This is a genomic window from Pediococcus parvulus (genome assembly GCF_007990205.1).
In the GTDB taxonomy this organism is placed as follows: Bacteria; Bacillota; Bacilli; order Lactobacillales; family Lactobacillaceae; genus Pediococcus; species Pediococcus parvulus.
This window is the reverse complement of sequence record NZ_BJWE01000028.1, coordinates 1-22,755: the sequence shown is the minus strand read 5'-3', so window position 1 is coordinate 22,755 and position 22,755 is coordinate 1. Positions and strand designations below refer to the sequence as shown.

The 22,755-nt window shown below is 39.0% G+C and carries 24 protein-coding genes and 3 pseudogenes; 20 read left to right on the top strand and 7 right to left on the bottom strand.

The annotated features are described in order from the left end of the window. Window positions 1-1,281 (top strand): mucin-binding protein (locus PPA04_RS09580; RefSeq protein WP_186806969.1); only part of this gene is annotated, 1,281 nt, incomplete at its 5' end. A gap of 183 nt (window positions 1,282-1,464) precedes the next feature. Here PPA04_RS09580 and PPA04_RS09705 read toward each other — a convergent pair. From PPA04_RS09705 to PPA04_RS06585, 3 genes and pseudogenes are all read right to left on the bottom strand, one after another. Beyond that, window positions 1,465-1,602, bottom strand: coding sequence for a hypothetical protein (locus tag PPA04_RS09705; RefSeq protein ID WP_229923084.1), 138 nt, complete (start codon window positions 1,600-1,602; stop codon window positions 1,465-1,467). A gap of 172 nt (window positions 1,603-1,774) precedes the next feature. Continuing rightward, window positions 1,775-2,002 (bottom strand): annotated as a pseudogene (locus tag PPA04_RS06590) (DinB/UmuC family translesion DNA polymerase); the annotation flags it as partial. Window positions 2,003-2,184: 182 nt separating this feature from the next. Continuing rightward, window positions 2,185-2,691 (bottom strand): MarR family winged helix-turn-helix transcriptional regulator, encoded by a 507-nt coding sequence (locus PPA04_RS06585; RefSeq protein ID WP_147206764.1) that lies wholly within the window; start codon window positions 2,689-2,691, stop codon window positions 2,185-2,187. A 141-nt stretch (window positions 2,692-2,832) separates the two neighbouring features. Here PPA04_RS06585 and PPA04_RS06580 point away from each other — a divergent pair, with 141 nt between their 5' ends. The 4 genes from PPA04_RS06580 to PPA04_RS06565 all read left to right on the top strand — a co-directional run bounded on the left by PPA04_RS06580 (window position 2,833) and on the right by PPA04_RS06565 (window position 5,702). Continuing rightward, window positions 2,833-3,774 carry an ATP-binding cassette domain-containing protein gene (locus tag PPA04_RS06580; RefSeq protein ID WP_057784358.1) on the top strand — a complete coding sequence of 314 codons (942 nt, stop codon included), beginning with the start codon at window positions 2,833-2,835 and terminating at the stop codon, window positions 3,772-3,774. 13 nt (window positions 3,775-3,787) lie between these two features. After that, window positions 3,788-4,564, top strand: coding sequence for an ABC transporter permease (locus tag PPA04_RS06575; RefSeq protein ID WP_057784359.1), 777 nt, complete (start codon window positions 3,788-3,790; stop codon window positions 4,562-4,564). Window positions 4,565-4,578: 14 nt separating this feature from the next. Continuing rightward, window positions 4,579-4,749, top strand: coding sequence for a DUF4767 domain-containing protein (locus tag PPA04_RS06570; protein WP_084254381.1), 171 nt, complete (start codon window positions 4,579-4,581; stop codon window positions 4,747-4,749). 104 nt (window positions 4,750-4,853) lie between these two features. After that, window positions 4,854-5,702, top strand: a complete 849-nt coding sequence (locus PPA04_RS06565; protein ID WP_057784360.1) for an aldo/keto reductase — start codon at window positions 4,854-4,856, stop codon at window positions 5,700-5,702. A gap of 416 nt (window positions 5,703-6,118) precedes the next feature. Here the strand turns inward: PPA04_RS06565 and PPA04_RS06560 are convergent, their stop codons facing one another. Then, window positions 6,119-6,787 carry a DUF421 domain-containing protein gene (locus tag PPA04_RS06560; RefSeq protein WP_057784361.1) on the bottom strand — a complete coding sequence of 223 codons (669 nt, stop codon included), beginning with the start codon at window positions 6,785-6,787 and terminating at the stop codon, window positions 6,119-6,121. A 196-nt stretch (window positions 6,788-6,983) separates the two neighbouring features. Here PPA04_RS06560 and PPA04_RS06555 point away from each other — a divergent pair, with 196 nt between their 5' ends. From PPA04_RS06555 to PPA04_RS06540, 4 genes are read left to right on the top strand one after another with little or no spacing between them, the layout of a single operon-like run. Further along, on the top strand, window positions 6,984-7,829 hold the full coding sequence (locus PPA04_RS06555; RefSeq protein WP_057784362.1) for an enoyl-CoA hydratase/isomerase family protein: 846 nt from the start codon (window positions 6,984-6,986) through the stop codon (window positions 7,827-7,829). Between the two features lie 24 nt (window positions 7,830-7,853). Beyond that, window positions 7,854-8,921 carry a Gfo/Idh/MocA family protein gene (locus tag PPA04_RS06550; RefSeq protein ID WP_147206763.1) on the top strand — a complete coding sequence of 356 codons (1,068 nt, stop codon included), beginning with the start codon at window positions 7,854-7,856 and terminating at the stop codon, window positions 8,919-8,921. Between the two features lie 3 nt (window positions 8,922-8,924). After that, complete coding sequence (locus PPA04_RS06545) at window positions 8,925-9,215, top strand: DUF1330 domain-containing protein (protein ID WP_057784364.1); 291 nt, start codon at window positions 8,925-8,927, stop codon at window positions 9,213-9,215. Window positions 9,216-9,245: 30 nt separating this feature from the next. Further along, entirely contained in the window at window positions 9,246-9,701 is a 456-nt protein-coding gene (locus PPA04_RS06540) for a MarR family winged helix-turn-helix transcriptional regulator (RefSeq protein WP_057784365.1), read from the top strand. Between the two features lie 266 nt (window positions 9,702-9,967). Here PPA04_RS06540 and PPA04_RS06535 read toward each other — a convergent pair whose 3' ends face one another. Continuing rightward, window positions 9,968-10,321: an MmcQ/YjbR family DNA-binding protein gene (locus PPA04_RS06535; protein WP_057784366.1), complete on the bottom strand. Its 354-nt coding sequence runs from the start codon at window positions 10,319-10,321 to the stop codon at window positions 9,968-9,970. 6 nt (window positions 10,322-10,327) lie between these two features. On the opposite strand from PPA04_RS06535, the pseudogene PPA04_RS06530 reads away from it, so the two are divergent. Then, window positions 10,328-10,633 (top strand): annotated as a pseudogene (locus PPA04_RS06530) (aldo/keto reductase); the annotation flags it as partial. Window positions 10,634-10,740: 107 nt separating this feature from the next. On the opposite strand, the gene PPA04_RS06525 reads toward PPA04_RS06530, so the two are convergent. After that, on the bottom strand, window positions 10,741-11,919 hold the full coding sequence (locus PPA04_RS06525) for an SAM-dependent methyltransferase (RefSeq protein WP_057784368.1): 1,179 nt from the start codon (window positions 11,917-11,919) through the stop codon (window positions 10,741-10,743). A 179-nt stretch (window positions 11,920-12,098) separates the two neighbouring features. On the opposite strand from PPA04_RS06525, the gene PPA04_RS06520 reads away from it, so the two are divergent. The 8 genes and pseudogenes from PPA04_RS06520 to PPA04_RS06490 all read left to right on the top strand — a co-directional run bounded on the left by PPA04_RS06520 (window position 12,099) and on the right by PPA04_RS06490 (window position 19,790). Continuing rightward, window positions 12,099-12,740 carry an NAD(P)H-binding protein gene (locus PPA04_RS06520; RefSeq protein WP_057784369.1) on the top strand — a complete coding sequence of 214 codons (642 nt, stop codon included), beginning with the start codon at window positions 12,099-12,101 and terminating at the stop codon, window positions 12,738-12,740. A gap of 10 nt (window positions 12,741-12,750) precedes the next feature. Further along, on the top strand, window positions 12,751-13,662 hold the full coding sequence (locus PPA04_RS06515; RefSeq protein ID WP_057784370.1) for an amidohydrolase family protein: 912 nt from the start codon (window positions 12,751-12,753) through the stop codon (window positions 13,660-13,662). Between the two features lie 53 nt (window positions 13,663-13,715). Continuing rightward, window positions 13,716-14,723: an aldo/keto reductase gene (locus PPA04_RS06510; protein ID WP_057784387.1), complete on the top strand. Its 1,008-nt coding sequence runs from the start codon at window positions 13,716-13,718 to the stop codon at window positions 14,721-14,723. A gap of 188 nt (window positions 14,724-14,911) precedes the next feature. Further along, window positions 14,912-15,037, top strand: coding sequence for an alpha/beta fold hydrolase (locus PPA04_RS09830; RefSeq protein ID WP_260267120.1), 126 nt, complete (start codon window positions 14,912-14,914; stop codon window positions 15,035-15,037). Then, complete coding sequence (locus PPA04_RS06505; protein WP_229923082.1) at window positions 15,037-15,750, top strand: alpha/beta fold hydrolase; 714 nt, start codon at window positions 15,037-15,039, stop codon at window positions 15,748-15,750. The genes PPA04_RS09830 and PPA04_RS06505 overlap by 1 nt, the downstream gene beginning before the upstream one ends. A 398-nt stretch (window positions 15,751-16,148) precedes the next feature. Then, window positions 16,149-16,964, top strand: a pseudogene (locus tag PPA04_RS06500) (DUF4767 domain-containing protein); the annotation flags it as partial. Between the two features lie 277 nt (window positions 16,965-17,241). Next, window positions 17,242-18,423 (top strand): NADH-dependent flavin oxidoreductase, encoded by a 1,182-nt coding sequence (locus PPA04_RS06495; protein WP_057784372.1) that lies wholly within the window; start codon window positions 17,242-17,244, stop codon window positions 18,421-18,423. Between the two features lie 176 nt (window positions 18,424-18,599). Continuing rightward, window positions 18,600-19,790, top strand: coding sequence for an acetate/propionate family kinase (locus tag PPA04_RS06490; protein WP_057784373.1), 1,191 nt, complete (start codon window positions 18,600-18,602; stop codon window positions 19,788-19,790). 71 nt (window positions 19,791-19,861) lie between these two features. Here PPA04_RS06490 and PPA04_RS06485 read toward each other — a convergent pair whose 3' ends face one another. Next, the gene (locus PPA04_RS06485; RefSeq protein ID WP_057784374.1) at window positions 19,862-20,737 is read right to left on the bottom strand and encodes a LysR family transcriptional regulator; all 876 of its coding nucleotides are present in this window, start codon (window positions 20,735-20,737) and stop codon (window positions 19,862-19,864) included. 130 nt (window positions 20,738-20,867) lie between these two features. Between PPA04_RS06485 and PPA04_RS06480 the strand changes: the two genes are divergently transcribed. Next, window positions 20,868-21,734: an aldo/keto reductase gene (locus PPA04_RS06480; RefSeq protein WP_057784375.1), complete on the top strand. Its 867-nt coding sequence runs from the start codon at window positions 20,868-20,870 to the stop codon at window positions 21,732-21,734. A gap of 29 nt (window positions 21,735-21,763) precedes the next feature. After that, window positions 21,764-22,633, top strand: a complete 870-nt coding sequence (locus PPA04_RS06475; protein WP_057784376.1) for an aldo/keto reductase — start codon at window positions 21,764-21,766, stop codon at window positions 22,631-22,633. The last annotated feature ends 122 nt before the right edge of the window (window positions 22,634-22,755 follow it).

The window sequence follows — 22,755 nt, the reverse complement described above, 5'->3', positions numbered from 1 at the left end:
GAAGGAACTGACAAGAGTTCTGTTACTCAGACAGTCATTAGAACTGTTAATTACCTGGATAAGCAGACTGGCAAAGTTGTCGCTAAGCAAGTTACTGAACAGGTTACGTATAACCGTACCGCCATTGTTGATAAAGTAACTGGTCAAATCATTGGTTACTCGACAACAGGTGGTGATACAGTTGACCAAACTGATGGTGATAAAGCTTGGACTGCAGTTGATAATAAGTCTGATTGGGATTCTGTCACTTCTCCTGACTTGAGTTCCAAGGGCTACTTGGCACCGGATTTGGCCACGGTTGCTCAACAGACAGTTACCCCAGGTGATAAGGATGTTACAGTTAATGTTTACTATGACCACGATGTGGTCCCAGTAAATCCAACGAATCCACAAACACCAGGTACGCCAATTAATCCAGATGATCCAGATAGTCCGAAATGGACAGCTGGGACTGATAAGAATTCGCTGACAACTGATGTTCACCAGACAATCCATTATCAATATGGCGATGGTTCACAAGCAGCTCCTGATAAGACTGATTCCACGACATTTGACCATCAAGTTGAAATTGATAAGGTCACCGGTGAGATTGTTAAGGATGATGGTTGGACAGCCGAAAATGGCAAGAAGAGTTTTGATAGTAAGAATTCACCGGTAATTCCAGGCTATACTGCAAGTAAGCCAGCCAGCGATTCAGTTGATGGCTTAACGCAAGATAGTAAGGATAATGTTCAGACCATTGTTTACGCCAAGACTCCAGTTGCTGGCGGTAACGTCACAGCTAAGTATGTTGATGAAAACGGCAATCCAATTGCTGACGACGTTATTTCTTCTGGTAATGTAGGCGATCCATATTCAACGACCCAAAAGGATGTGCCAGGCTACACCTTCAAAGAAGTCCAAGGGAACCCTACGGGGAGCTTTACGGATCAGGATCAGACTGTTACCTATGTTTACACGAAGAACCCCGCAACAGATAAAAATGGCGGTACTGGGCTCAATCAACCGGGGAAGCCAGGTAATGGTACGGACACAGGAAATCCCAGTTCTAACCAACCAGGGAATCCTTCCCAGCCAAGTAACGCTACTAACAATGGAGTAATCAATACGTCGACTAATACAGGATCTAAAGTTAACAACGGTGCTGTTAATTCACCAGAATTACCTCAAACTGGTGAAAACAATAGTCAAAGTCAAACAATGTCATTTATTGGTATTTTGTTGGCAATGTTTGGAAGTTTACTCGGTTTTCTTGGTATCAAGAAACGTCGTAATGATTAACCATTAAATAAATATATCTGTAGCGAATATAGATTATTTAAAGAGGGCCCTGAAGAATATTATTATTCTTCAGGGTCTTTATTTGGCTCTACGTCGGCAAGAATGTCAATAGGCCGGACAAAAGAAGTTACGTTCTGACGAAGGCACTTGGCTATTTCTTAAATTCACGCATCATCAGGTCTTTTACCAGTGTTTTATTTTGTTTTGATGTGACCGAGGAACGACAAACAAAGTTGCGAGATAAACCCAGTTTTGATTGATCAGGTGAATATAGGTGATGTCAGTGGTAACGACCCCAGATAAATCAGCTAGATGTCTCATTAAATTAGGCTTCTGCGATGTGTCAGTATTGGTTGTAGGCTTTTTAGGACGTTTGCGATACATAGTCGGTTGAATGCCTAATTCGTGCATGACCTGCCAAATCGTTCGGCAAGAATGTCAATGGTCCGGACAAGAATTGTACGGTTGGACGTGCGGACGTTTTTTGGGGGCTCAAATCGTCAGTGTGATTTGTGGGATAAATCTTCATTTGCACACCGAAACCGGAGGTGCCCGCTTCTTCTGCATCAGCATAATCAATCCCAACGCTAACCACTTCACCTTGTACTTGATGGTGACGAAGTCTGCCAGCAACCTGATCAGCAATCTCGCTAAGCACGACTTTAATCTCCTTTGCCTGCGTGTAATCACACATGAGCACCTGACTATTGCCATAGTCTTTTTTCACATTTACTGGGTGGCAACTTTAATTATGCAATCTAGGTATGAGTTTTTTATAGACATATACACAACTTAAAAACGATACAGCCACAGACTAGTGAGTGGTTGTATCGTTTTTTTAGTTCTTATCTTCTCTGAAGGTGGAAAACAATTTTTAAAAGTAAAAAAATTCGTCAACCAAACCTATTTTTTAAACTGTTTCAAATACCGACTGGCAAATAATTTATGAAACTTAACTCCCAAAGTGGGGTTAGCCGCATCAATATCTTCGTACATAGCTGTCGTGATTTTAGTAAGGAGGGATGACAGCTGATCTAGTTCTGCATCAGAAAGTGACCTTACAAACGGCGGCACTTCTTGAGCAGCAGATTCAATTTCTTGTCGACCTGCAGGGGTTAAGTTGACTAAATTAACCCGGCGATCTTTTGGCGACTTAGTTAAAGTTATTAAGTCACGTTTGGCAAGTTTGTAGACAAATTCACTAGTTGACTGGGGTGACATTCCTAGACGTGTTGCAAGTTGCCGTTGCGATAGATGATCCTCATCTGATAACGCCAATAAAATTTTTCCTTGTCCCTCAACCGTCAAACGAGGTCGTGCTTGCTTGACAATATCATCGTAAATTTTGCTGAGTTGTTCATACTCTGCCAGTTTTCCTGCGGCCAATTCTGCTTTGATTTCATTTGCCACCATGATCATCCCATTCATTTCATCGTTTTCTTAAGTATACAACATTCCAAAACTTGCGGCGAATAGTAACTTGACATTTTAATCAGGTACCCTTATTATATATTAGTCAGGTCACCTGATCAAAAGAGAGGAGTCAAAAACATGGATCACGATAGTTTAATTAAGGTAAAGAATATTCGAAAACAATTTGGAGACAAAGTAGCAGTGCAAGATGTTTCATTTGATATCAAGAAGGGCGAAATCTTTGGTTTGCTGGGGCCAAATGGCGCGGGAAAAACCACTATTTTACGGATGATGACGACCTTGTTGCGTCAAGATGCGGGAAAAATTTCGTTAAACGGCTTTGATACGCTGACTCAGGGTCGTTTAGCTCGCCAACAGTTTAGTATAACCGGGCAAACAGCGGCAATTGATCAAGATTTGACGGCTCGCGAGAATTTAATAATTTTCGGCAAACTGAATGGATTAAGTCGAAGCGCTGCTAAAACACGGGCAACCGAACTATTAACGGATTTTGATTTAATTAATTCCGCTGACCAAACATTAGCAACTTTTTCTGGTGGCATGCGGCGCCGATTGGATTTAGCGATTAGTTTAATTGGCAAACCCGCAATCCTGTTTTTAGATGAACCAACTACCGGGTTAGATCCGCGAACACGGATGCAGATGTGGCGTGCCGTTCAAAAACTAGTTGCTGAAGGCTCGACTGTATTATTGACAACTCAATATTTGGAAGAAGCCGATCATTTGGCGAATCGAATTGCGCTCATCGATCATGGCAAAATGATTGCGATTGGAACACCAAGCGACCTAAAGAAGCACGTTGGGGGGATGCAACTTCGGATAGAAATCACCGACCAGAAATGGCGGGTGCAAGTCCAAAAAATTGCTCACGATACTTTGGCATTACCTGTTAATGTGAGTGACCGGACTCTGACAGTGTTGATTGATGATACAAGCATGCAGATGGTTCCACAGGTTTTGAATCAGCTTCAAGCTGCGAAAGTTCCCATTAGCAATTTTGCAATTGAAACTCCGCCACTGGATGACGTTTTTTTGAAGATGACAGTCGGTAAAAATTAAGGAGAAAAAAACTATGAAATCGATGACAACTAAGAATCGTTTTGTGAGCAACATCCTTACGATGACTCACCGGAATTTACTCAAAACTATGCATAATCCGGACAGTCTCAGTGATGTCGTGATTGAACCGGTGATTTTTACACTGTTGTTTGGATACCTATTTGGTGGTGTGATCGCCGGCAGTGTGCAGGCCTATTTACCAATGCTGGTATCCGGAATTTTGGTTCAAAGTATTTTAAACGCCGCTTCCGGGTCAGGCCAACAGCTGCGCGAAGATATTAACGCCGGTGTCTTTGACCGGTTTAAAACTTTGCCAATTTCACCAATTACGCCGCTAGCAGGTCAATTAGTTGGCGACATCTTGCGGCTGTTACTTTCAGGAGTGGTTGCATTGATAACCACCTTTTTGATGGGGTGGCGACCAACAGCCGACCTGCCGATGCTTGCGGCAGCCCTATTGTTGGCCATCTTTATTGGTTGGGCTACCTCGTGGATTTTTGTGCTAGTTGGGTTAATGGCTAAAAATGCGGAGTTAATTGGCAGTTTATCTATGATTATTATTTTGGTGATGACATTTTTGTCCAATGCTTTTATTCCAGTCAAAACATTACCAAAAGTGATACAGGCCATTGTTAAAATTAACCCAGTCAGTTTGACAATCACGGCAATTAGAACAATTCTGAGCACTGGCAATTGGGGAAGTAACGCTACTTTAGTACTTATTAGTGGCGGAGTTATCATTTTGATATTTATGCCTTTAACGGTTTTAGTTTACCAACGCCGTGACTAGGCGAGACTGATTTTATCGATGTTACCGTCGAGATTATTGCCTATTTGTATGTTTTTCACAATGGTGAACCCGATGTTTTAGTTTCGCAAGATATCGATAGTGAAGTTCGTAACTTCACTAGCTCACGTAACCAAGATTTACAAAATGGCTTTGCAAAGATTGCCAATGCAGCAACAAGTGATTAATTCTAGGAAAGTGGTCTTACTATGAGAAATTTCATGGTAGGGCCTTTTTTTGTGAATCGAAGAATTTGGAGTGTAAAATAAGAGTGTCGGAAGGAGCGTTCAAAATGAAACAAATTAATTTTAAAGGGACCACTTTACCTGCCATCGGTATTGGCACCTGGCATATGGGTGACAATCCCAAAACCTTTGAGCAAGAAAAAGCCACAATTCTTTATGGCCTGCAACATGGTGCTACAGTCATTGATACGGCTGAAATGTATGGCGAAGGTAACGCTGAAACGTTAGTGGGTGAGGCATTAAAAGAGTTTGATCGTGATAAAGTTTTCTTGATTAGTAAATTTTATCCGCAAAATGCCACTAAGACTAAAATGCGACAGTCACTGGAGAATAGTTTAAAACGGTTGAAAACTAATTATCTTGATCTATATTTACTCCATTGGCGAGGAACTGTACCTTTGGTCGAAACGGTGACTGGGCTAGTTGAACTTCAAAAAGAAGGTAAGATTCGCCATTGGGGAGTTTCTAACTTTGATACGGAAGATTTAAAGGAACTTTACGCTAATCCGAATGGAGATCAGGCTTTTGCCAATGAAGATTTGTACAATCTTGCCAATCGCGGCATTGAGTTTGACCTATTACCTTGGCAACGGCAACACGGACTACCACTTATAGCTTATGCGCCAATTGATCAAGGAGATTCTCGTGGTCAGAAATTGACGCAAAATCCTGTGATTCAAGAAATTGCTAAGGCACACCAAGTTACCCCAATGCAAATTTTGTTGGCGTGGACCATTCAGACAGATGACATCATGGCCATTCCGCAAACCAGTAATGTGGCTCATATGAAACAAAATATTGAGGCTGGTAATATCAAATTATCCAACCAAGAAATGCAACAAATTGATGCCCAATTTTCTGCGCCAACTTCTAAACAATCGTTGCGGATGATCTAGATATTTTTAACTAAAGGTTGAAACTACAAAAACTTATCTTGTTGCTTGACACGAAAACGTTCATAGTAACAAAATCAGATTAAATTGCCGTCTTTCAGCAAATTTGGGCTGGAACGTAGTGGGCACGACTTGGAGCCGCAAGCCACGTCTCCAAGCTCGGCCTTTATCTAAGCGAAACCCGCTAAGATAAACGGCACTACTGAGCCCATTTGCTTCCAGACTAAGTCTAATCTTTGCAATTAACACACTGGTATAATAGATTTGATATCGGTGTTGCTGCGCATTATTAAACTACTGTTTTTGAACCAAGTCGTTTAATACTAGTTATTGAGGTAATTTTGATACTTTCAACCTTTAGATTCTTAACATAAAAACCTGCTAATCACGCTCAATATGAGAAGATTAGCAGGTTTTATTTAGCCATCAATCCGATAGATATGTTCAGTAACATCTTCCTTGGTGATTACATAAAAGCCATTTTCTTGAGACCATTCCACATAAACGAGATTGCCCAGAGTGTTGTACCCGAGCTGTTTCAAATTTTTTTGTAACCAAGTTTTGGTAAATTGGTGCGTTTTTAATACTTTTTCTTGAATATGGCCCTGATCCACCAGCATGATTGATAAAGCCTTATCTTCTTCTGAATCCATGACCAAACTAATTTGACCCGCATTTTCTAAAATAACGTGCTTGGCGTTTTTTAAAGAAAAGCATTGGTTTTGCCGAGCCATCTGCCGGAGTTGTTCTAGTTCAATTTTATTGCGATTAATTTCGCTTAAATTGAGCACACCATCTCTGATCAGGACTGAGGGCTCACCTTTTAGCCACCGGTTAACTTTATCGTTTTTCTGAACGATTTTTTCAACGAAATAAATTAAACATCCCCAAATGGCAATTCCCAATAACAAGTGGAAAACATTGATTTTTGGGTCATAAAGCGATTCTTCTAGAATTCCGCCCAGAACTAATGTATAGATGAGGTCAAATGGGGTAATATCCGACAGTGACTTTTTTCCTAATAAACGGACAACCAGTAATAGTCCCATTAAACCGATAATTAGTTTGATCATGATTAACCAAAACATCTTGTGACCTCCTTTTTAAATATTAATTTATCGTTTGTATAAATTAATCCTAACCTAAATTGGCTATTCTAAGTAAATAAAATGAGGGATTAAAGGCTGAACAACAAAAAAGAAAATAATTCGTGACATTCATACTGTAGCTGACTACAATACGAATATAGTGTAGCAAGCTACGATAAGGAAAGGATGAATTTCAATGGAAAAACAATTAAAGGTAGTTAAAGAGACAAAAGGGTACTGGCGTGTAATTTTTAGTAATCCACCTCGTAACCAATTCGATCCATGGACTTTTGCAGAATTAAATCATTTGATGGATGTGGCAGAAGCGGATCAAGATTTGAAAGTAATTGTTTTTGAAAGTGGTAATAAAGATTTCTTTATGGGGCATCATGATGTGGCCAAACGTTTGGAAGTTCCAGATGAGCCTGGGGCCCAACCGTTTTTCTATAAGTGGCCGGATTTTGTGACGCGTTTGATTAACAGTCCAATTATTACAATTTCCAAAGTGCGTGGTCGCGCCTATGCTCAGGGATTTGAATTTGCGCTTGCAACAGATATGATTTTTGCTGCTAAAAAAGAAGCTAAGTTTGCCTTAGTGGAAGCTGGAGGTGGTTCAATGCCAGGAGGTGGCGGCATTGAATGGCTGACTGCATTGGTTGGTCGCAGTCGGGCAATAGAAATTGTGCTTAGCGCTGATGAATACAACGGTGCACTTGGCGAAAAATATGGGTTTGTAAATCGAGCTTTTGATGATGACAAACTTGATGAATTTGTAGATAAATTGGCGCGCCGTATTGGGTCATTTGCAAAACGTTCTCTTCTTTTGGGTAAAAAAATGATTAATGCGCGAGCTAAAATGCCGACTAATGGTGAGCTGTTTCAAGCAAATTACATTTTACGTACTATTGACGATTGGCCAGAAGCTAACGCGGGTGGTCAAGAAATGTCAGATCTGGCAAAAAAATATGGTGAAGATGCAGTAGAGTTGACTCTGCCCGAAATGTTTGGGAAAAAATCAGGTAAAAACGATGAAAACAATTAATGTCGGTTTAATCGGAATTGGCACTTGGGCACTTGGGCACAATATGGAGTTATTCCAATTTTGAATTTATTGCCGCAATTTAGACTATTGGCTATTCAAAGTCGTTCACTTAATAAAGCTCAAAATTTTGCTCAAGGCCATAAAGTGCCTTTTTATTATGATGATGAAGATAAGTTGTTACGTAATGACAAGATAGATTTGATCATGGTAACGACTCCAGCACCCACACATTTTCAATATGCTAGGAAGGCAATTTTAGCTGGTAAAAATGTTTATACAGAGTGGCCATTAACTACCAATAAAACCCAATCACAAGAATTAGTTGATTTAGCACAAGAAAATCATGTGCGCACCTTTGTTGGGTTTCAAAGAAGATATTCTCCCAGTGCCCGATTTTTTAAGGATTTGCTAGATCAAAAAAGAATTGGTAAGATTCGTTCAGCACGTGTTTCAATCGGAGTTGAAGCCTTTGCTAGGGTTATGCCGGAAAATTATGAATGGACTACGAAATCAGAGAATTATACCGATGTGCTAACAGTAGATGTTGGGCATTTTGCTGATTTGCTTTTTCATTTGGTTGGACAACCTAATTTAGTGATTGGTTTAACGGCTAATCAATTTAAGCAAACGACTTTGTTTGATAAGAAAAATCGTACAAAGAAGGTTCCGTATGGTTTGCCTAATAATGTCACGGTAATGGGCACTTTACTGGAATCTCAGCAGTTATTTGTTATTAATGCGGAAGGTGCTCAGGATAATATTTCTGGAATGCAACTAGAAGTAACCGGTAATGATGGCGTATTAATGTTAACCAATACACGGGCATATCAAAATGAAGCAGATAATAAGCTGCTTTTACTTGATAAAAATCACGATACTTTTACAAGACTTACGATTCCGGGTAAGTATGATACACTTCCCAAAAATGATTTAGATAATAGTGTCCAAGATGCTGGTTATTACTATCAAGCGATTGCTGGTGATTTAATGAATGATAAACACACAACGCCCTCTTTTGAAACAGCAGTTCAAATGCACGAATTTATTAGTAAAATTATTGACTCAAATAAAAAATTACGAGAAGGTGAATAGATAATGGCAGCGTATATGGTTTATGTGCGGGACCGTATTATTGATCCTGAAGAACTTAAGAAGTACGAAGAAGAATCCAGCAAAGTAAAGGTTACAGGTGCGAAAACCCCATTAGCTTTCTATGGAAAAGTAGAGACGCTTGAAGGCCCCAAAGTTGATGGCGTAACCATTGTGCCGTTTGAATCTATGAAAGCTGCCGAAGCTGCCTATAATAATCCGGATTATCAAAAGGCCATGAAACATCGGTTAAAAGGTGCAGATTATCGAGTCTTCATTACGGAAGGTGTAAAATAAGTAATAAATAAACTTATTCGGAGTGATGATATGAAAGATTTATGTAAAGCATATGTTGGAAACAATATTAAAATGGTTCATAACAAAATTGATACGTTGTTTACTAAAGAGACTAACAAATTGTTTTCCGGTTTAACAAATACGCAATACCTTGTATTAATTTACTTGGGTGAAGAAAATGATAAATGCGCTTTACAAAAAGAAATTGAAACTAAATTTGAGTTGAGTCATCCGACCACGGTAGGAATTATCAAGAGATTATCTGTGCAAGATTTAGTTGTAACTCGTCCTTATGAGAAAAACAAGCGTCAAAAAGAAGTCATGATTACTTCAAAAGGTATGAGTCTGCTGACTTCAATAAAAAATGGGCCGCGTAGTATTTTGAATAAGGTTGATAATGATGCATTAGCTGGCTTTTCGGAAGAAGAGAAAAACCAACTAAATAATTATCTATATCGAATTAATGACAATTTGAATGAATTTTAACAAAAACGAACATGTCGTAGCGGTGGTATGTGGACCTAACAGCTATGACGTGTTCGTTTTTTAATCATCGATAGTATATTTTTTATCTAAAACCCTATGCGGATAGTTGAAGTTATTTCTATGTGTCATGCAATCACAGAAAAATGACATAGTGTAACAACGACAGATTTAACAAGATAATTATGAATGTTTTTTGAAAAGGCCATTTAGCCCATAAAAGGCCAGCTATTTGTGAATCGCTATGCCTAATGACAAACAGCTATGACTCATTTAGCTGTCAAATCAAAGCTTGCGTCAATCAGATTGCAAATTTGTTTGGAATCAACTGTCGCAATATCAATAGATATCCAATTACTATTATTCATGTGATAAGTAGGGAAAAATCCTTCTGAAGATTGTAAAATGTCGACCGTTTCAGGATCCAACTTCACGTCCATAATGTCGATAACTTCTTTTCCTTCAAGGCCAAGATTCTCCTTTTTGACATCCATGACAATGGCGTACCATTTTCGATTTTGAGAGTGTCTCAAAACTGCGTAGTGTGCATATTTTTTCCATAAATATTCGGGTTGACTGGTATATTTTTCCTCAACATACTTAAAGATTTCTTCGCGTTTCATAAAAATTCTCCTATTGCACATGGCCTCGCGTTACACGATGCGGATATTGAAAAAATGGCAGCAAAATATAAAGTTAGTGTGCCGCAATTAGCAATTCGGTACGACTGGCAATTAGGAACGGTCGTGTTACCCAAAACTGTGAATCCAGAACATATGAAGACCAATGCTGAACTTGATTTTGAAATTTTGGATGACGACATGGCAACTCTAAAACAGGTAAAACCTTTGAATTATGGCAGTGCCAGCGTTGATCCAGTCTTTGGTGGAAAACTTAAAAGTTATGATGGCCAGACAGGATCTGAAAATAAATAATTTCAATTTAGCTGGATGGTGGTTCGTTACAAATTACAAATATTAAATAAGAGGTCCATTTATTGCCAATTGCGACAGTAAATGGACCTCTTGTTAGTTTAAACTATTTATTTTGTTTCATACATATAATCACGTGTCATTGGCAAGCCTTCGCCACTTGGTGCTTTGGTTAACAGATATTGCATGACATCAATGTTACCAGCTTCAAATGAAGCCGCAGCTGCCTGTAGGTAAAGATCCCACATCCGGCAGAAACGTTCGTCAAACATGTCCCGTACCTGATCACGCACGTTATTAAAGTTGCGATCCCAGATTTCAAGCGTTTTTTGGTAGTGACGACGGAGCGGTTCCAAATCTTGAATTTGAAGATCAGCTTCAATCATGTAGTCGAGGTTTTTCGATACACTTGGAATGTAGCCACCCGGGAAGATGTACTTTGTTAGCCAAGGATCAACGCCCGCACCATTATGTTGCCCAGTAATCCCATGAATCAACGCCCGAGCGCCCGGCTTGAGTAACGCGTTCACTTTTTTGAAGTAGCCAGGTAAATTATCTTTACCAACATGTTCAAACATACCCACACTAGTGACGTAATCAAACTGGCCCGTAGTTTCACGGTAATCTTCTAATCTTACATCGACTAAATCTTCCAAGCCTCGTTTTTGAATTTGGTCCTTTGTGTAATTGTATTGTTCTTCACTTAAAGTCACCCCAGTTGCGTGCAGACCGTACTTTTCGGCGGCCACGTACAGTAAGGTTCCCCAACCGGAGCCAATATCAAGCAAAGTTTTTCCACGTTCTGGTTTTAACTTCTTCAAAATATGATTAATTTTGTTTAATTGAGCCTGTTCCAAAGTATCGCTGTCAGTTTTAAAGTAGGCACACGAGTAGGTCAAGGTTTGATCTAACCATAGTTTGTAAAAGTCATTTCCAATGTCATAGTGACTTTGGATATCCTTTTTGTTTTCTGCTTCCGAATGGCCTTGTTTGGGGATGAATTTCAAAAAGCTTTTATCATGCATGAAACTAGTAGCTTGTCGATAAGCTGAAGCAACAACTTGTTGAATTGAGCCCTTGATATCAATGTCACCATCCATGTAAGCTTCACCCAAAGTTAGGGTGGCGTGCTTAGCGATTTCTGACATTGCTAATTTCTTGTTAATATCAATTTCCGCTTGTGGTGTGCCTTCACCATAGGTTTCAGATTTGCCATCCCAATACTTCACAGTAACTGGGAAATCAAAAGCGTTACTCAATAATTTTTTGTAAACTGTTTTCTCTAACACAAATTCTCACTCCATTTCTAAAATGTAAACAATCCTATTTTAGACTTTTTAGGTTTGTCACGTAAGGAATTTGATACGTTAAAGACTAGAAAACGATTTCATTTTTTGATTCATATTTCTTGACTTGAAGTATACTTCAAGTAGTAGACTTTCATTAGAACAACAATGGAGGTTATCAAATGGCAAAAATCATGATTATTGGGGCCTATGGCAAGACAGCTCAATTACTAACAGAAAAGCTTTTACAGGAAACCGACGATGAGTTAATTTTATTTTTACGCAATGCACAACGGTTAAACAAATATACGGATAATTCGCGAATTCAATTAGTGGATGGAGACGTTTTGAATACAGATATGTTGGCACAATCAATGCAAAACGCCACCATCATTTATTCAAACTTAGGTGGCGTTGACCTGGATGATCAAATTCAAAGTGTGATTAAAGCAATGCAACAAACAGATAAAAATCGGTTTGTCTACATAAGTTCTTTAGGTGCACATCACGAAGTTCCCGGAAAATATGGCGAGTGGAACGAACAAGCGATTGCAGCGTACTTACCCGGTTTTCGAAAATCGGCTAAGTTAGTCAGCAATTCCGGCATGAAATATACTGAGATTCGCCCAGCTTGGTTAACAGATAATGACGAAGTGAACTATGAAACGACGCAATTAAATGAACCATTTAAAGGTACGGAAGTTTCAAGAAAAAGTGTGGCTGATTTTGCTTTTAAAGTCATCACTCATCCGGAAACACATGTGAATGAAAGTGTTGGTCTAAACAAGCCGAATACAGATGGTGATAAGCCTAGTTGGATGTGAGGAAATTGGCATGATAGATGTTTTTGCACATGTTTTACCGCCAAAATTTTTAGCTCAGATGTTACAGATTGATTCAAATGTCCTTGAGAAAAATTCTTGGATGAAAAATCCGTTATTGACAGATATTGATAAACGACTAGCAACTATGCAACCGAATCAGCAAGAAATTTTATCAATGGTGAATTTAAATCCTGAAGATTTTGTAGATGGTGATCAGGCTGCGACATTATGCGAGGCAGCAAACGAAGAATTACAGCAAATTGCCAGCAATTCTACCAGTAGTTTTCCAGCGGTAGTTGCGATGCTGCCAATGAATAATATTGCTGAAGCGATGGCAATTATCGATTCACAAGTGATTAATAACCCGCTTGTAGCAGGTGTGCAGTTATTCACACGAGCAATTGGAAAAGAAATTACAGATGAAAGTTTTTCTCCACTTTTTGCCAAAATGGCAGAGAGTGGGAAGCCAATATGGTTGCATCCTGTGTTTGACAAACGTAAATCGGATAATAATCTGACATTTAGTTGGGAATATGAGCAAACACTGGCTATGAATCAAATTGTGACTAAAAATTTTTTCACTAAATATCCAGGACTAAAAATTATTGTTCATCATGCAGGTGCAATGGTACCCTATTTTGCACGGCGGATTTTTTATATTCAGGGTGAAGCTAGATATGAAGCTTTTAAACATTTTTATGTAGATACGGCTGTATTAGGAAATTCAAAGGCAATTGAAATGGCAGTTGATTTCTTTGGCGAAGATCATGTTTTGTTTGGTACCGATACACCACTTGGAATTAAGCCTAATGGTCCCACGAGTGTCATCAAACAATCGCTTGATCAATCCAATTTAACAAGCATACAAAAGGAAAAAATTTTCACTGGTAATTGGCAGCAGTTAATTCAAAGAATAAAATAGGTTTACAACTAAGAATATAAGGAGTGTTCAAGATGGCAGTAACAAAAGATGATATGCAGTATACCAAATTAGGGAAAACAGATATCGATGTTTCTAAGATTTGTATTGGGGCAATGAGTTTTGGAAAACCTGGTACCATGCACGACTGGTCACTTGATTACCCAGATAGCGAGAAAATAATCAAGCATGCGCTAGGGCTTGGGATTAACTTTTTTGATACCGCAAATACTTATTCAAAAGGAACTAGTGAAGAGTACTTAGGCCGGGCATTAAAAGAAAATAATGTTGCGCGTGATAAAGTGGTGCTGGCATCAAAAGTCTATTTCAACCCTGGTCGTCTTTCTAGTGAGGCGATTCATCGCGAAATTGATGGTTCTTTGAAACGTTTAGGAACCGACTACCTAGACTTATACATTATTCATCGGTTTGATTATGATACGCCAATCGAAGAAACGATGTCAGCTTTAAATGATTTGGTTAAAGCCGGAAAAGTACGTGCAATTGGTGCATCTGCTATGTATGGTTACCAATTTCAGAATATGCAACAGGTAGCTAAAGATAACGGTTGGGCTCAATTCCAGACCATGGAGAACCACTACAATCTGTTATATCGTGAAGACGAACGGGAATTAATTCCAATCTGTAAACAGTGGGGTGTTTCATTGATGCCATATAGTCCGTTGGCCGCGGGACATTTGAGTCATCGTGAATGGCAAGTAAATACGTTACGCAGTCAAACTGATCGGGTAGCGATGGGCAAATATGATAAAGCAGAGAGCAAAGATGTTGGCATCGTTGCCCGAGTGGACGAGCTGGCCAAGAAATATAACGTTTCAATGAGTCAGATTGCGTTGGCTTGGCAATGGGCGAAAGGCATTATGGCACCAATTGTGGGTTCCACTAAGGCGAGCCATTTAGATGCCGCCGTTGAAGCTTTGGCAATTAAACTAACTGATGAGGATGTGCACTATCTGGAAGAGTTGTATGTGCCGCACGAAATTGTGGGTGCCATTAATCACAACCCAGCGCAGGGGACTGTGCTGATTGATGAAAAGAAGTAAGAATCTATTTCACGAGACAGTAAACAAATGCTTAAAGTTTTTAATTTATCTGCCAAACAAAATACCAACTAAGAATGGTTCGCAAAAGTACCTATTTCTTAGTTGGTATTTTATTCAACAGGTAAAGTTTAGAGGTATAATTATTGGCGTAATTTTATTGAAAATAATTTTGAAATCAGGTATTCAATATGAATTTTTCAACTGTCAAAGTTAATGATTTAGACGTTTTCTATCGCGAAAGTGGTTCAGACGACAATCCGGTATTTTTATTATTGCACGGCTTCCCAACGGCCAGTCATATGTTTAGAACTTAATGCCAATATTAGAAAATGATTTTCATGTTATTGCACCAGATTTTATTGGTTTTGGGCAATCAGCTGCTCCCGACCATACCAAATTTCAATACACATTTGAAAATTTGACGAATTATGTAGAAGACTTTTTGAAGGCCTTGAGTATTGACAAGTTTTATCTGTATGTTTTTGATTATGGGGCACCAATTGGGTTTGAATTAGCAGTTCGTCATCCAGAAAGCATTTTGGGAATCGTGAGTCAAAACGGTAATATTTATCAAGAAGGCCTTGGGTCTAAATGGAAATCTCGCAAAGTATACTGGAATCATCCGACTGCAGAACTACGGGAAAGCTATAAATCAGCATTTGCCCCAGAAACCATTATTGGTCAATACACTGGCGGTGAAAAAGCAGGCAGTGTTTCACCTGATGGCTATACACTGGATATCCATTATACAGAGTCACCAGATTACGCTGAAAGACAATCTGATTTAATTTTCGATTATCAAAATAATGTAAAAAAGTATCCGCGTTTTCAAAAATATGTGCGTGATTATCAGCCGGAGTTAATTGCTGCCTGGGGTAAAAATGATCCTAGTTTTGTCTATCAGGGTGCAGAAGCTTTCCAAAAAGATGATAAAAATGCGGAAATTCATTTGTTAGATGGTGGTCATTTTGTGCTGGAATCTCACTGGCGAGAAATTGGACAATTTATCCTAAATAAATGGGCATGAATAAACAGATAATCTGACTTGTTCAAAATATCATTCGTTTGTGAATGGTATTTTTTTATCCTTCAATTTAGCGCCCAAATGTTATAATAAAATAAGTTTACGACACAACATAATTTAAATGAGCAGGAGGATAAATGGTGACCAGTAGTAAAAATGGCCATTAGAGGACATATAAAAAAATAGGGTGGAGTTTATTAGTGGTCGCGTTATTGCTGGGTGGTTGTTCAGCAAATAATACTAGTCAGGCAAGTAAGTCCGATTCTAAGAAGACTGAATCATCAGTAGTGAAAACTAAAAAAGTAAGCAAATCAACTTCGCAGTCAAGTGAGGATTAAGCTAGTTCCAGTTCACAAAAAGCGACCTCTAGAACTAAAAAAGTTGCTGCAACGGTTTGGAATAAAACTAAGCAGCAGGAATTAGCTACGTTTATGGCGAAGTGGCAAAAAGAAATGGGCCAAACGTATAAAGGTACATATAACGGCGAAAAGACAGATCATCTGGGCTACATTTTTCCAGATGTCATTAAGAACGGTAAGTTAGCAGGTCGAGTAAAATGGGGAACCCGCAAGATTAATTTAACGTGGTCTACAAATGGTGAAAATGGCAATGAATTTCAAATTGTTGCAGTTGCCACTGGCGGAAAAGGTGGTACATCATTTCCAACGACCTACTTATTCTGTATTCACAATAATCAGCCGGTTGTGTTTATGACGCAAACCACCAATGGTAATTATCTTTTCGTTCAGGATACGCAAAACGCAGATCTGCAAGCAGAATTTGCAAAAATTGTGACTGGAATTAAGCCAGCAATTTTGACCGACGCTTCATTAAATACGGATGTTAGCAGTTCAGTGAAGGCATCCCCACAACGGTGGCCCAGTGCGTATCAGGGAACTTGGTATTACTATGAATCTTATGATAAGAAAGTGGATACTTTAAAACCGGAAAAAATTAGCGCGGTCAAACTCACTTATTTAAAAACTCAGAAAATAAATTGGCTTGATATTCGTGGCGCACATCAAACCGCGGGTGATGGTTCGTATGAATATTTAAGATATCATTACTATAACGGCCGCCAGATTCCGGTCATGATGATGGCTAGTGGAGCAGACGCTTGGTTTGACGGAAATGCTTACCAAAGCAAAGAAATTGCAAATCAAATGAAAGACTTTACGTTTGGCGACGAAAGCAAGAGTCAAGAGGATCTGGACTAATTATTTATGATATGTGCTTAAAAAATACGACTCAAAATCATTTAAAGCTTTGAATAAATGATTTTAGGTCGTTTTTTGTACAGCTTATCAATTTACAATTTAGATAAGTATTCAGATTTTGTGTCATAGCCAAATTGTAATTATTCTGTTTCCAAAATAGCAATAAAGGCGGTCTGCATAAAAAATAGTCGAGTTGAATTATTAGACTTTGTGAATCTGTGAACTAAAATAAATATTGTGATGTAATCATAATTTTTGTTAAGGAGAGGATATTTGTATGTCTACTAAGTATAAATTTTTAGAACCTTACACTTTTAAAAATGGTGTCAAAGTCAAGAACCGGGTGGTGATTCCCCCAATGACAGAGGCTTCCGCTTTTGAAGAAGGATCTGTTACCCGTGATGAACTTCGGTACTTTAGTATTCACAGTGGTGGCGTTGGTTTGTTTATTTCGCCAGTTGCGAATGTTTCTGAAGATGGTAAAGGATTTGAAGGCGAGCTTTCCGTTGATGATGACCGCTTTTTACCTGGATTGACAAAGATGGCATTGGCCATGAAACAAAATGGGACCAAAGCTATTTTGCAAATTTTCGATGCTGGGCGGATGTCAAATTCTAAAATTTTACGAGGAACCCAGCCAGTTAGTGCAAGTGCAGTTGCGGCTTTAAGACCCAATGCAGAAACACCAAGAGAGTTGACTAATGATGAGATCGAACAGATTATCACTGATTTTGGCGAAGCAACTCGACGGGCGATTCAGGCTGGATTTGATGGGGTTGAATTACATGGTGCCAATACTTATCTCTTACAACAATTTTTCTCACCTCACTCTAACCGTCGTACCGATAAATGGGGTGGCAATGTGGATAAACGCATGACTTTTGCTTTAGAAGTTATCAAAAGTGTTCATGCAGCGGTTGAAAAATATGCAGATCGTCCGTTTATTGTAGGTTATCGAATTTCACCTGAAGAAATTGAAAATCCAGGGATTCACATGGCCGATACGCTTCATTTCATTGATATTTTAGCGGATCAACCTATTGATTATCTCCATGTTTCAATGGGCTACGCTTGGCGAACATCATTAAATGATAAGGCCGACAAGGGGCCATTAATTCTTAAAATTAAGAAACAGGTTCGCGATCGATTGCCATTAATTTCTGTGGGTTCTGTCGAAAAACCAGAAGATGCAGAAAAGGTCATCGACGCTGGGATCGATTTTGTAGCCTTGGGTCGTGAAAGCTTACGTGAGCCAAAGTGGGTACAAAAAGTTGAAACTAATGACGAAGATAGTATTCGTTACACAATTTCAACGCGTGATTTGGATGAGCTGGGTATTACGCCATCTATGTGGAGTTTTGTCACGGTCAGATTAAAGTCGGCGATGCACATTTCCAACCAACCAGATTATGATAAGGACCAATTTGATAATAAATTGGCACCGCATGAAGGCGCTTAGTTTGTCGATGATCACTGGATAATCTAATTTAACAGTCACAGTTCAAGCAATTGACAGAGGACAATCTGCCAATTGCTTTTTTTATAATTGGCGCGCATTGATGAGCGAACTTCGTGCTTAATCCTCGAAACAAGCATAAGATACAAAGTAAATATGTAAGTAGTGAGGGTGAAAATATGACCAAAACCTTGTCGGTAAATCTGGGTAGTTCAACGCTTAAATGGCGGTTATTTGAGATGCCTGATGAAAAACAAGTTGCTTCAGGACTAGTTGATTTTTTTGATAACACGAAAGCAAAAATTACGGTGAAGTATGGTGATAAAAAGGCCGAACGGACTTTTGATGAAAAACTAAGCCTTAAAGATGCTATTACTATTTTAATGGATGAATTAAGGCGACTAAAGTTAGTTAAGGATCTTCATGAAATCGCTGGAGTTGGCCATCGTGTGGTTGCTGGTGGAGAAGTGTTTAAAGAGTCCGTGGTCATCACGAAAGATGTTTTAAAACAAATCGATGACTTAGATGTTTTTGCGCCATTGCACAATCATGTTGAGGTCGGGGGGATTGAACTCTTTAGACAATTAATGCCGTGGACCACGCAAGTAGCTGTGTTCGACTCAGCGTTTCATCAAACTATGCCAGAAGAAAATTATTTGTATGGTATTCCCTATGACTTTCACGAAAAATATGGTGCCCGAAAGTATGGTGCCCATGGGACAAGTGTGCGGTATGTTTCTAAACACGCGGCAAAAGTTTTGCAGCGACCATTAGAAGATTTGCGGCTCATTGTGATGCATTTGGGTGCCGGTTCCAGTATTACTGCGGTAAGTAAAGGGAAGTCATTGGACACTTCGATGGGATTTACCCCGTTAGATGGGTTAATTATGAACACCCGGAGTGGGCAAGTTGATGCGTCGTTAGTGACTTACTTGATCAAAAAATTAAATTTGAAAAATGCGGATGAAATGCTAAATATATTAAATAACGAGTCCGGTTTATTAGGCATTTCGGGATTTTCAGATGATCAAAGAGAATTGAAGAAATTGGCAAGCACTAATCCACGTGCTCGGTTAGCTTTGAACATGTTTGCCAATCGGGTTGTGAAATTTGTAGGTAGCTACATCGCCTTAATGGACGGCGTTGATGCCTTAATTTTTACCGGCGGGGTTGGTGAAAATAGTTTTGAAATGCGCGAACAAATCATGTCCCATTTTGGCTATGTGGGTGCCACAATCGACAAGACGAAAAATGAATCCGGTAATAAAGAAATTGATGTAAGTGCAGCGGATGCGAAAGTCAAAACGCTCGTCGTACCCACCAATGAAGAACTGATGATTGCGCGTGATGTGTATAAACGCTTATTATGAATGATAAGCAGTTCAAATTAATAGCCCTCGGAACTGACAGCGATGTCGTTTTGAGGGCTATTTTTGCTTTATTAATGCGGCCAATCCCGTTTGATGCGTTTAATGATTGGCGAAACACGCCTTTTTTGTCCTTTTAAATAGTTAAAGTAGACTTTCATTTGGGCATCCTTGTCGCCAAGCGGGATGCGCACCCGGTTGTCATCTTCTTTAAATTGTTCCGTAAAACTTGGATCAGACTTGGAAAGGCTGCTACTAAAATAAGGAAAATCTGAATATTTCGTAATTTCAGAAAAAGCTTCCCGCTGATCTTGATAGAGAAATTTAGCTCCTGGAATTTCATTTTGGATAATGTCACGCCAAGGACCAATATCACTTAACACGATGAAACTTAAATTTTCCAATTCAGAAAAACTTACAGTTGATTGGTTAGCGTGATACATGAATTTATCAAGATTCACGGCGAGCTTTTCGGTCCCTAAGTATTGGGAATCAATGTTTGGAGAGGTAAGTTCTTGATTGGAAATAATTCCAGTATAGGCATTGTTGATAAGTAAAGTAACTACTTGGTCGGCAGGAATTAAGTCCGAGCTGATTTGTCTATTTTTAGTTTCCGGACTGAGGAGATTTTTTAGAAAGATTAACGGTCCTGGAATCACGGAACCAATGCGGATTTCCCGTTGATTTTGGTCAAAATTGCGTACCTTGTCAATCATCTGTTTATTTGCTTGAATAAGCGTTACCGCTTCCTGGGCGGCAAGCTGACCAGTTTTAGTCAATTTAATGTGATTCGGCCGACGGTCAAATAGTTTTACACCTAAATCTTCTTCTAGTTTTTGCATACCTCGCGTCACAGTTGGTTGGGTGACATTGAGTTGTTCAGCTGTTTTAGCTAATGTGCCGGTGTTTGCAAACGTTGCTAACTCTTCTAATAGATACGGATCAATCATTTTATCAGCTCCTAGTATACGCTGACTGTATACTAGCATGATTAAGTAGTAATTTTCAAATGATTGAGTTTCTTCTATTATAAGGATGTTGAATAAAGTTATGAACGAAAAGTAGAAAGGATGTTTTAAAATGACAAAAGTGCCAATGGTTAAATTAAATAATGGTGTTGAAATGCCACAGTTAGGCTTCGGTGTTTTCCAAGTGCCAGATTTGAGTCAAGCTGAAGAGGCTGTTACAAATGCGCTTCAGGCAGGTTACCGATTGATCGATACTGCCACGGCTTATCAAAATGAGGAAGCTGTTGGGCGTGCAATTCAAAAGAGTGGCATAAAACGTGAAGAAATTTTTGTCACTTCCAAACTGTGGGTGTCAGATTTCACATATGATCGTGCCAAAAAAGGAATTGATGCTTCTTTAGAAAAACTTGGTTTAGATTACATGGATTTATATTTGCTTCATCAACCATACGGTGATGTCATGGGTGCATGGCGGGCAATGGAAGAAGCTTATAAGGCAGGTAAAATTCGGGCAATTGGCGTTTCCAATTTTTATGCAGACCAGTTAAAGAATCTTGAATTGACCATGCCGGTTAAACCAGTTGTAAACCAAATTGAAGTTAATCCATGGTATCAACAAGCTGATGAGGTTAAGTTCAATCAGGGTGAAGATATTCGTGTTGAAGCTTGGGCACCATTTGCAGAAGGTAAACATAATATTTTCACAAACGAAAAAATTGCAGAAATTGCACAAAAATATGGCAAATCAAATGGTCAGGTGATTTTACGTTGGCTTTTGCAACGTGGAATTACGGTCATTCCTAAGTCTGTTCATCGTAATCGCATGGAAGAAAACTTGAATGTGTTTGATTTTGAATTAACTGCCACAGAGATGCAAACGATGGCATCCTTGGACAAAAATGAAAGTCAATTCTTCGATCATCGTGATCCAGTGACCATTGAACAGATTTTTGGTTCTAGTCTGAAACAATTACAGTAATCAACTTAGCGGTAAAGGAGCACTTTAAAATGGCAACAGTTAACACACCAAAAATTAAATTAAATGACGGGACCGAGATCCCAGCAATTGGCTTCGGGACTTTTCAAATTCCCAGTGATGGTTCTACTTACAAAGCGGTAAGTGAAGCGTTGAAAATTGGTTATCGTCATATCGATACTGCTGTGGCGTACTTTAATGAAGCCGAAGTCGGTAAGGCAATTAAAGACAGTGGTATTCCACGTGACCAAGTTTGGGTAACTAGTAAACTTTGGTTACAGGACTTTGGTTACGAACCAGCTAAAAAAGCAATTGATTTGTCGTTGCAAAAACTGGGATTAGACTATATGGATCTGTATTTAATCCACCAACCATATGGAGATGTTCCTGGTGCATGGAAAGCCATGGAAGAAGCCAAACGAAATGGTAAAATCAAGTCCATCGGAGTTTCTAATATGACGCCAAAGATTTGGAACAAGTTTGTGCCTTTGTTTGCAACTTTACCATCGGTTGATCAAGTGGAATTTAATCCTTATTTCCAGCAAAAAGAATTACGTAAAATTTTAGACGCTGCAAAAGTTAAGGTTGAAGCTTGGGCACCCCTTGGTCAAGGTAACCATGATTTGCTGAATGAGCCGGTAATTACGAAATTAGCTGAAAAATATGGCAAAGATGCGGGTCAAGTGATTTTGCGTTTTGAAAATCAAGAAGGCATAATTGTCTTTCCAAAGTCAGTACACACCGCTCGAATTGAAAGCAATCTTGATATCTTTGATTTTGAGCTTACTGATCAAGAAATTGACCAGATCAGGGCTCTTGATAAGGGAAAAGGGAATCACGATCCTGATGCTCCTGGAGTTCAAGAACAGTTAGCTAGTTATGATGTTCATGATAATGATTAAGGTAAACTAAATAATTTTTAGACTAAAGGTTGAAACTACAAAAACTTATCTTGTTGCTTGATACGGAAACGTTCAAGGCAGCAAAATTAGATAAAATGCCGTCTTCCAGCAAATTTGGGCCG

Bases quoted from the DNA above. Each gene is read 5' to 3' on its own strand.
- PPA04_RS06480 (WP_057784375.1), top strand. From the start codon at position 20,868: ATGACAAAAGTGCCAATGGTTAAATTAAATAATGGTGTTGAAATGCCA.
- PPA04_RS06580 (WP_057784358.1), top strand. From the start codon at position 2,833: ATGGATCACGATAGTTTAATTAAGGTAAAGAATATTCGAAAACAATTT.
- PPA04_RS06505 (WP_229923082.1), top strand. From the start codon at position 15,037: ATGCCAATATTAGAAAATGATTTTCATGTTATTGCACCAGATTTTATT.
- PPA04_RS06485 (WP_057784374.1), bottom strand. From the start codon at position 20,737: ATGATTGATCCGTATCTATTAGAAGAGTTAGCAACGTTTGCAAACACC.
- PPA04_RS06540 (WP_057784365.1), top strand. From the start codon at position 9,246: ATGAAAGATTTATGTAAAGCATATGTTGGAAACAATATTAAAATGGTT.
- PPA04_RS06535 (WP_057784366.1), bottom strand. From the start codon at position 10,321: ATGAAACGCGAAGAAATCTTTAAGTATGTTGAGGAAAAATATACCAGT.
- PPA04_RS09705 (WP_229923084.1), bottom strand. From the start codon at position 1,602: ATGAGACATCTAGCTGATTTATCTGGGGTCGTTACCACTGACATCACC.
- PPA04_RS06475 (WP_057784376.1), top strand. From the start codon at position 21,764: ATGGCAACAGTTAACACACCAAAAATTAAATTAAATGACGGGACCGAG.
- PPA04_RS06510 (WP_057784387.1), top strand. From the start codon at position 13,716: ATGCAGTATACCAAATTAGGGAAAACAGATATCGATGTTTCTAAGATT.
- PPA04_RS09830 (WP_260267120.1), top strand. From the start codon at position 14,912: ATGAATTTTTCAACTGTCAAAGTTAATGATTTAGACGTTTTCTATCGC.
- PPA04_RS06520 (WP_057784369.1), top strand. From the start codon at position 12,099: ATGGCAAAAATCATGATTATTGGGGCCTATGGCAAGACAGCTCAATTA.
- PPA04_RS06490 (WP_057784373.1), top strand. From the start codon at position 18,600: ATGACCAAAACCTTGTCGGTAAATCTGGGTAGTTCAACGCTTAAATGG.
- PPA04_RS06560 (WP_057784361.1), bottom strand. From the start codon at position 6,787: ATGTTTTGGTTAATCATGATCAAACTAATTATCGGTTTAATGGGACTA.
- PPA04_RS06565 (WP_057784360.1), top strand. From the start codon at position 4,854: ATGAAACAAATTAATTTTAAAGGGACCACTTTACCTGCCATCGGTATT.
- PPA04_RS06575 (WP_057784359.1), top strand. From the start codon at position 3,788: ATGAAATCGATGACAACTAAGAATCGTTTTGTGAGCAACATCCTTACG.
- PPA04_RS06545 (WP_057784364.1), top strand. From the start codon at position 8,925: ATGGCAGCGTATATGGTTTATGTGCGGGACCGTATTATTGATCCTGAA.
- PPA04_RS06555 (WP_057784362.1), top strand. From the start codon at position 6,984: ATGGAAAAACAATTAAAGGTAGTTAAAGAGACAAAAGGGTACTGGCGT.
- PPA04_RS06515 (WP_057784370.1), top strand. From the start codon at position 12,751: ATGATAGATGTTTTTGCACATGTTTTACCGCCAAAATTTTTAGCTCAG.
- PPA04_RS06495 (WP_057784372.1), top strand. From the start codon at position 17,242: ATGTCTACTAAGTATAAATTTTTAGAACCTTACACTTTTAAAAATGGT.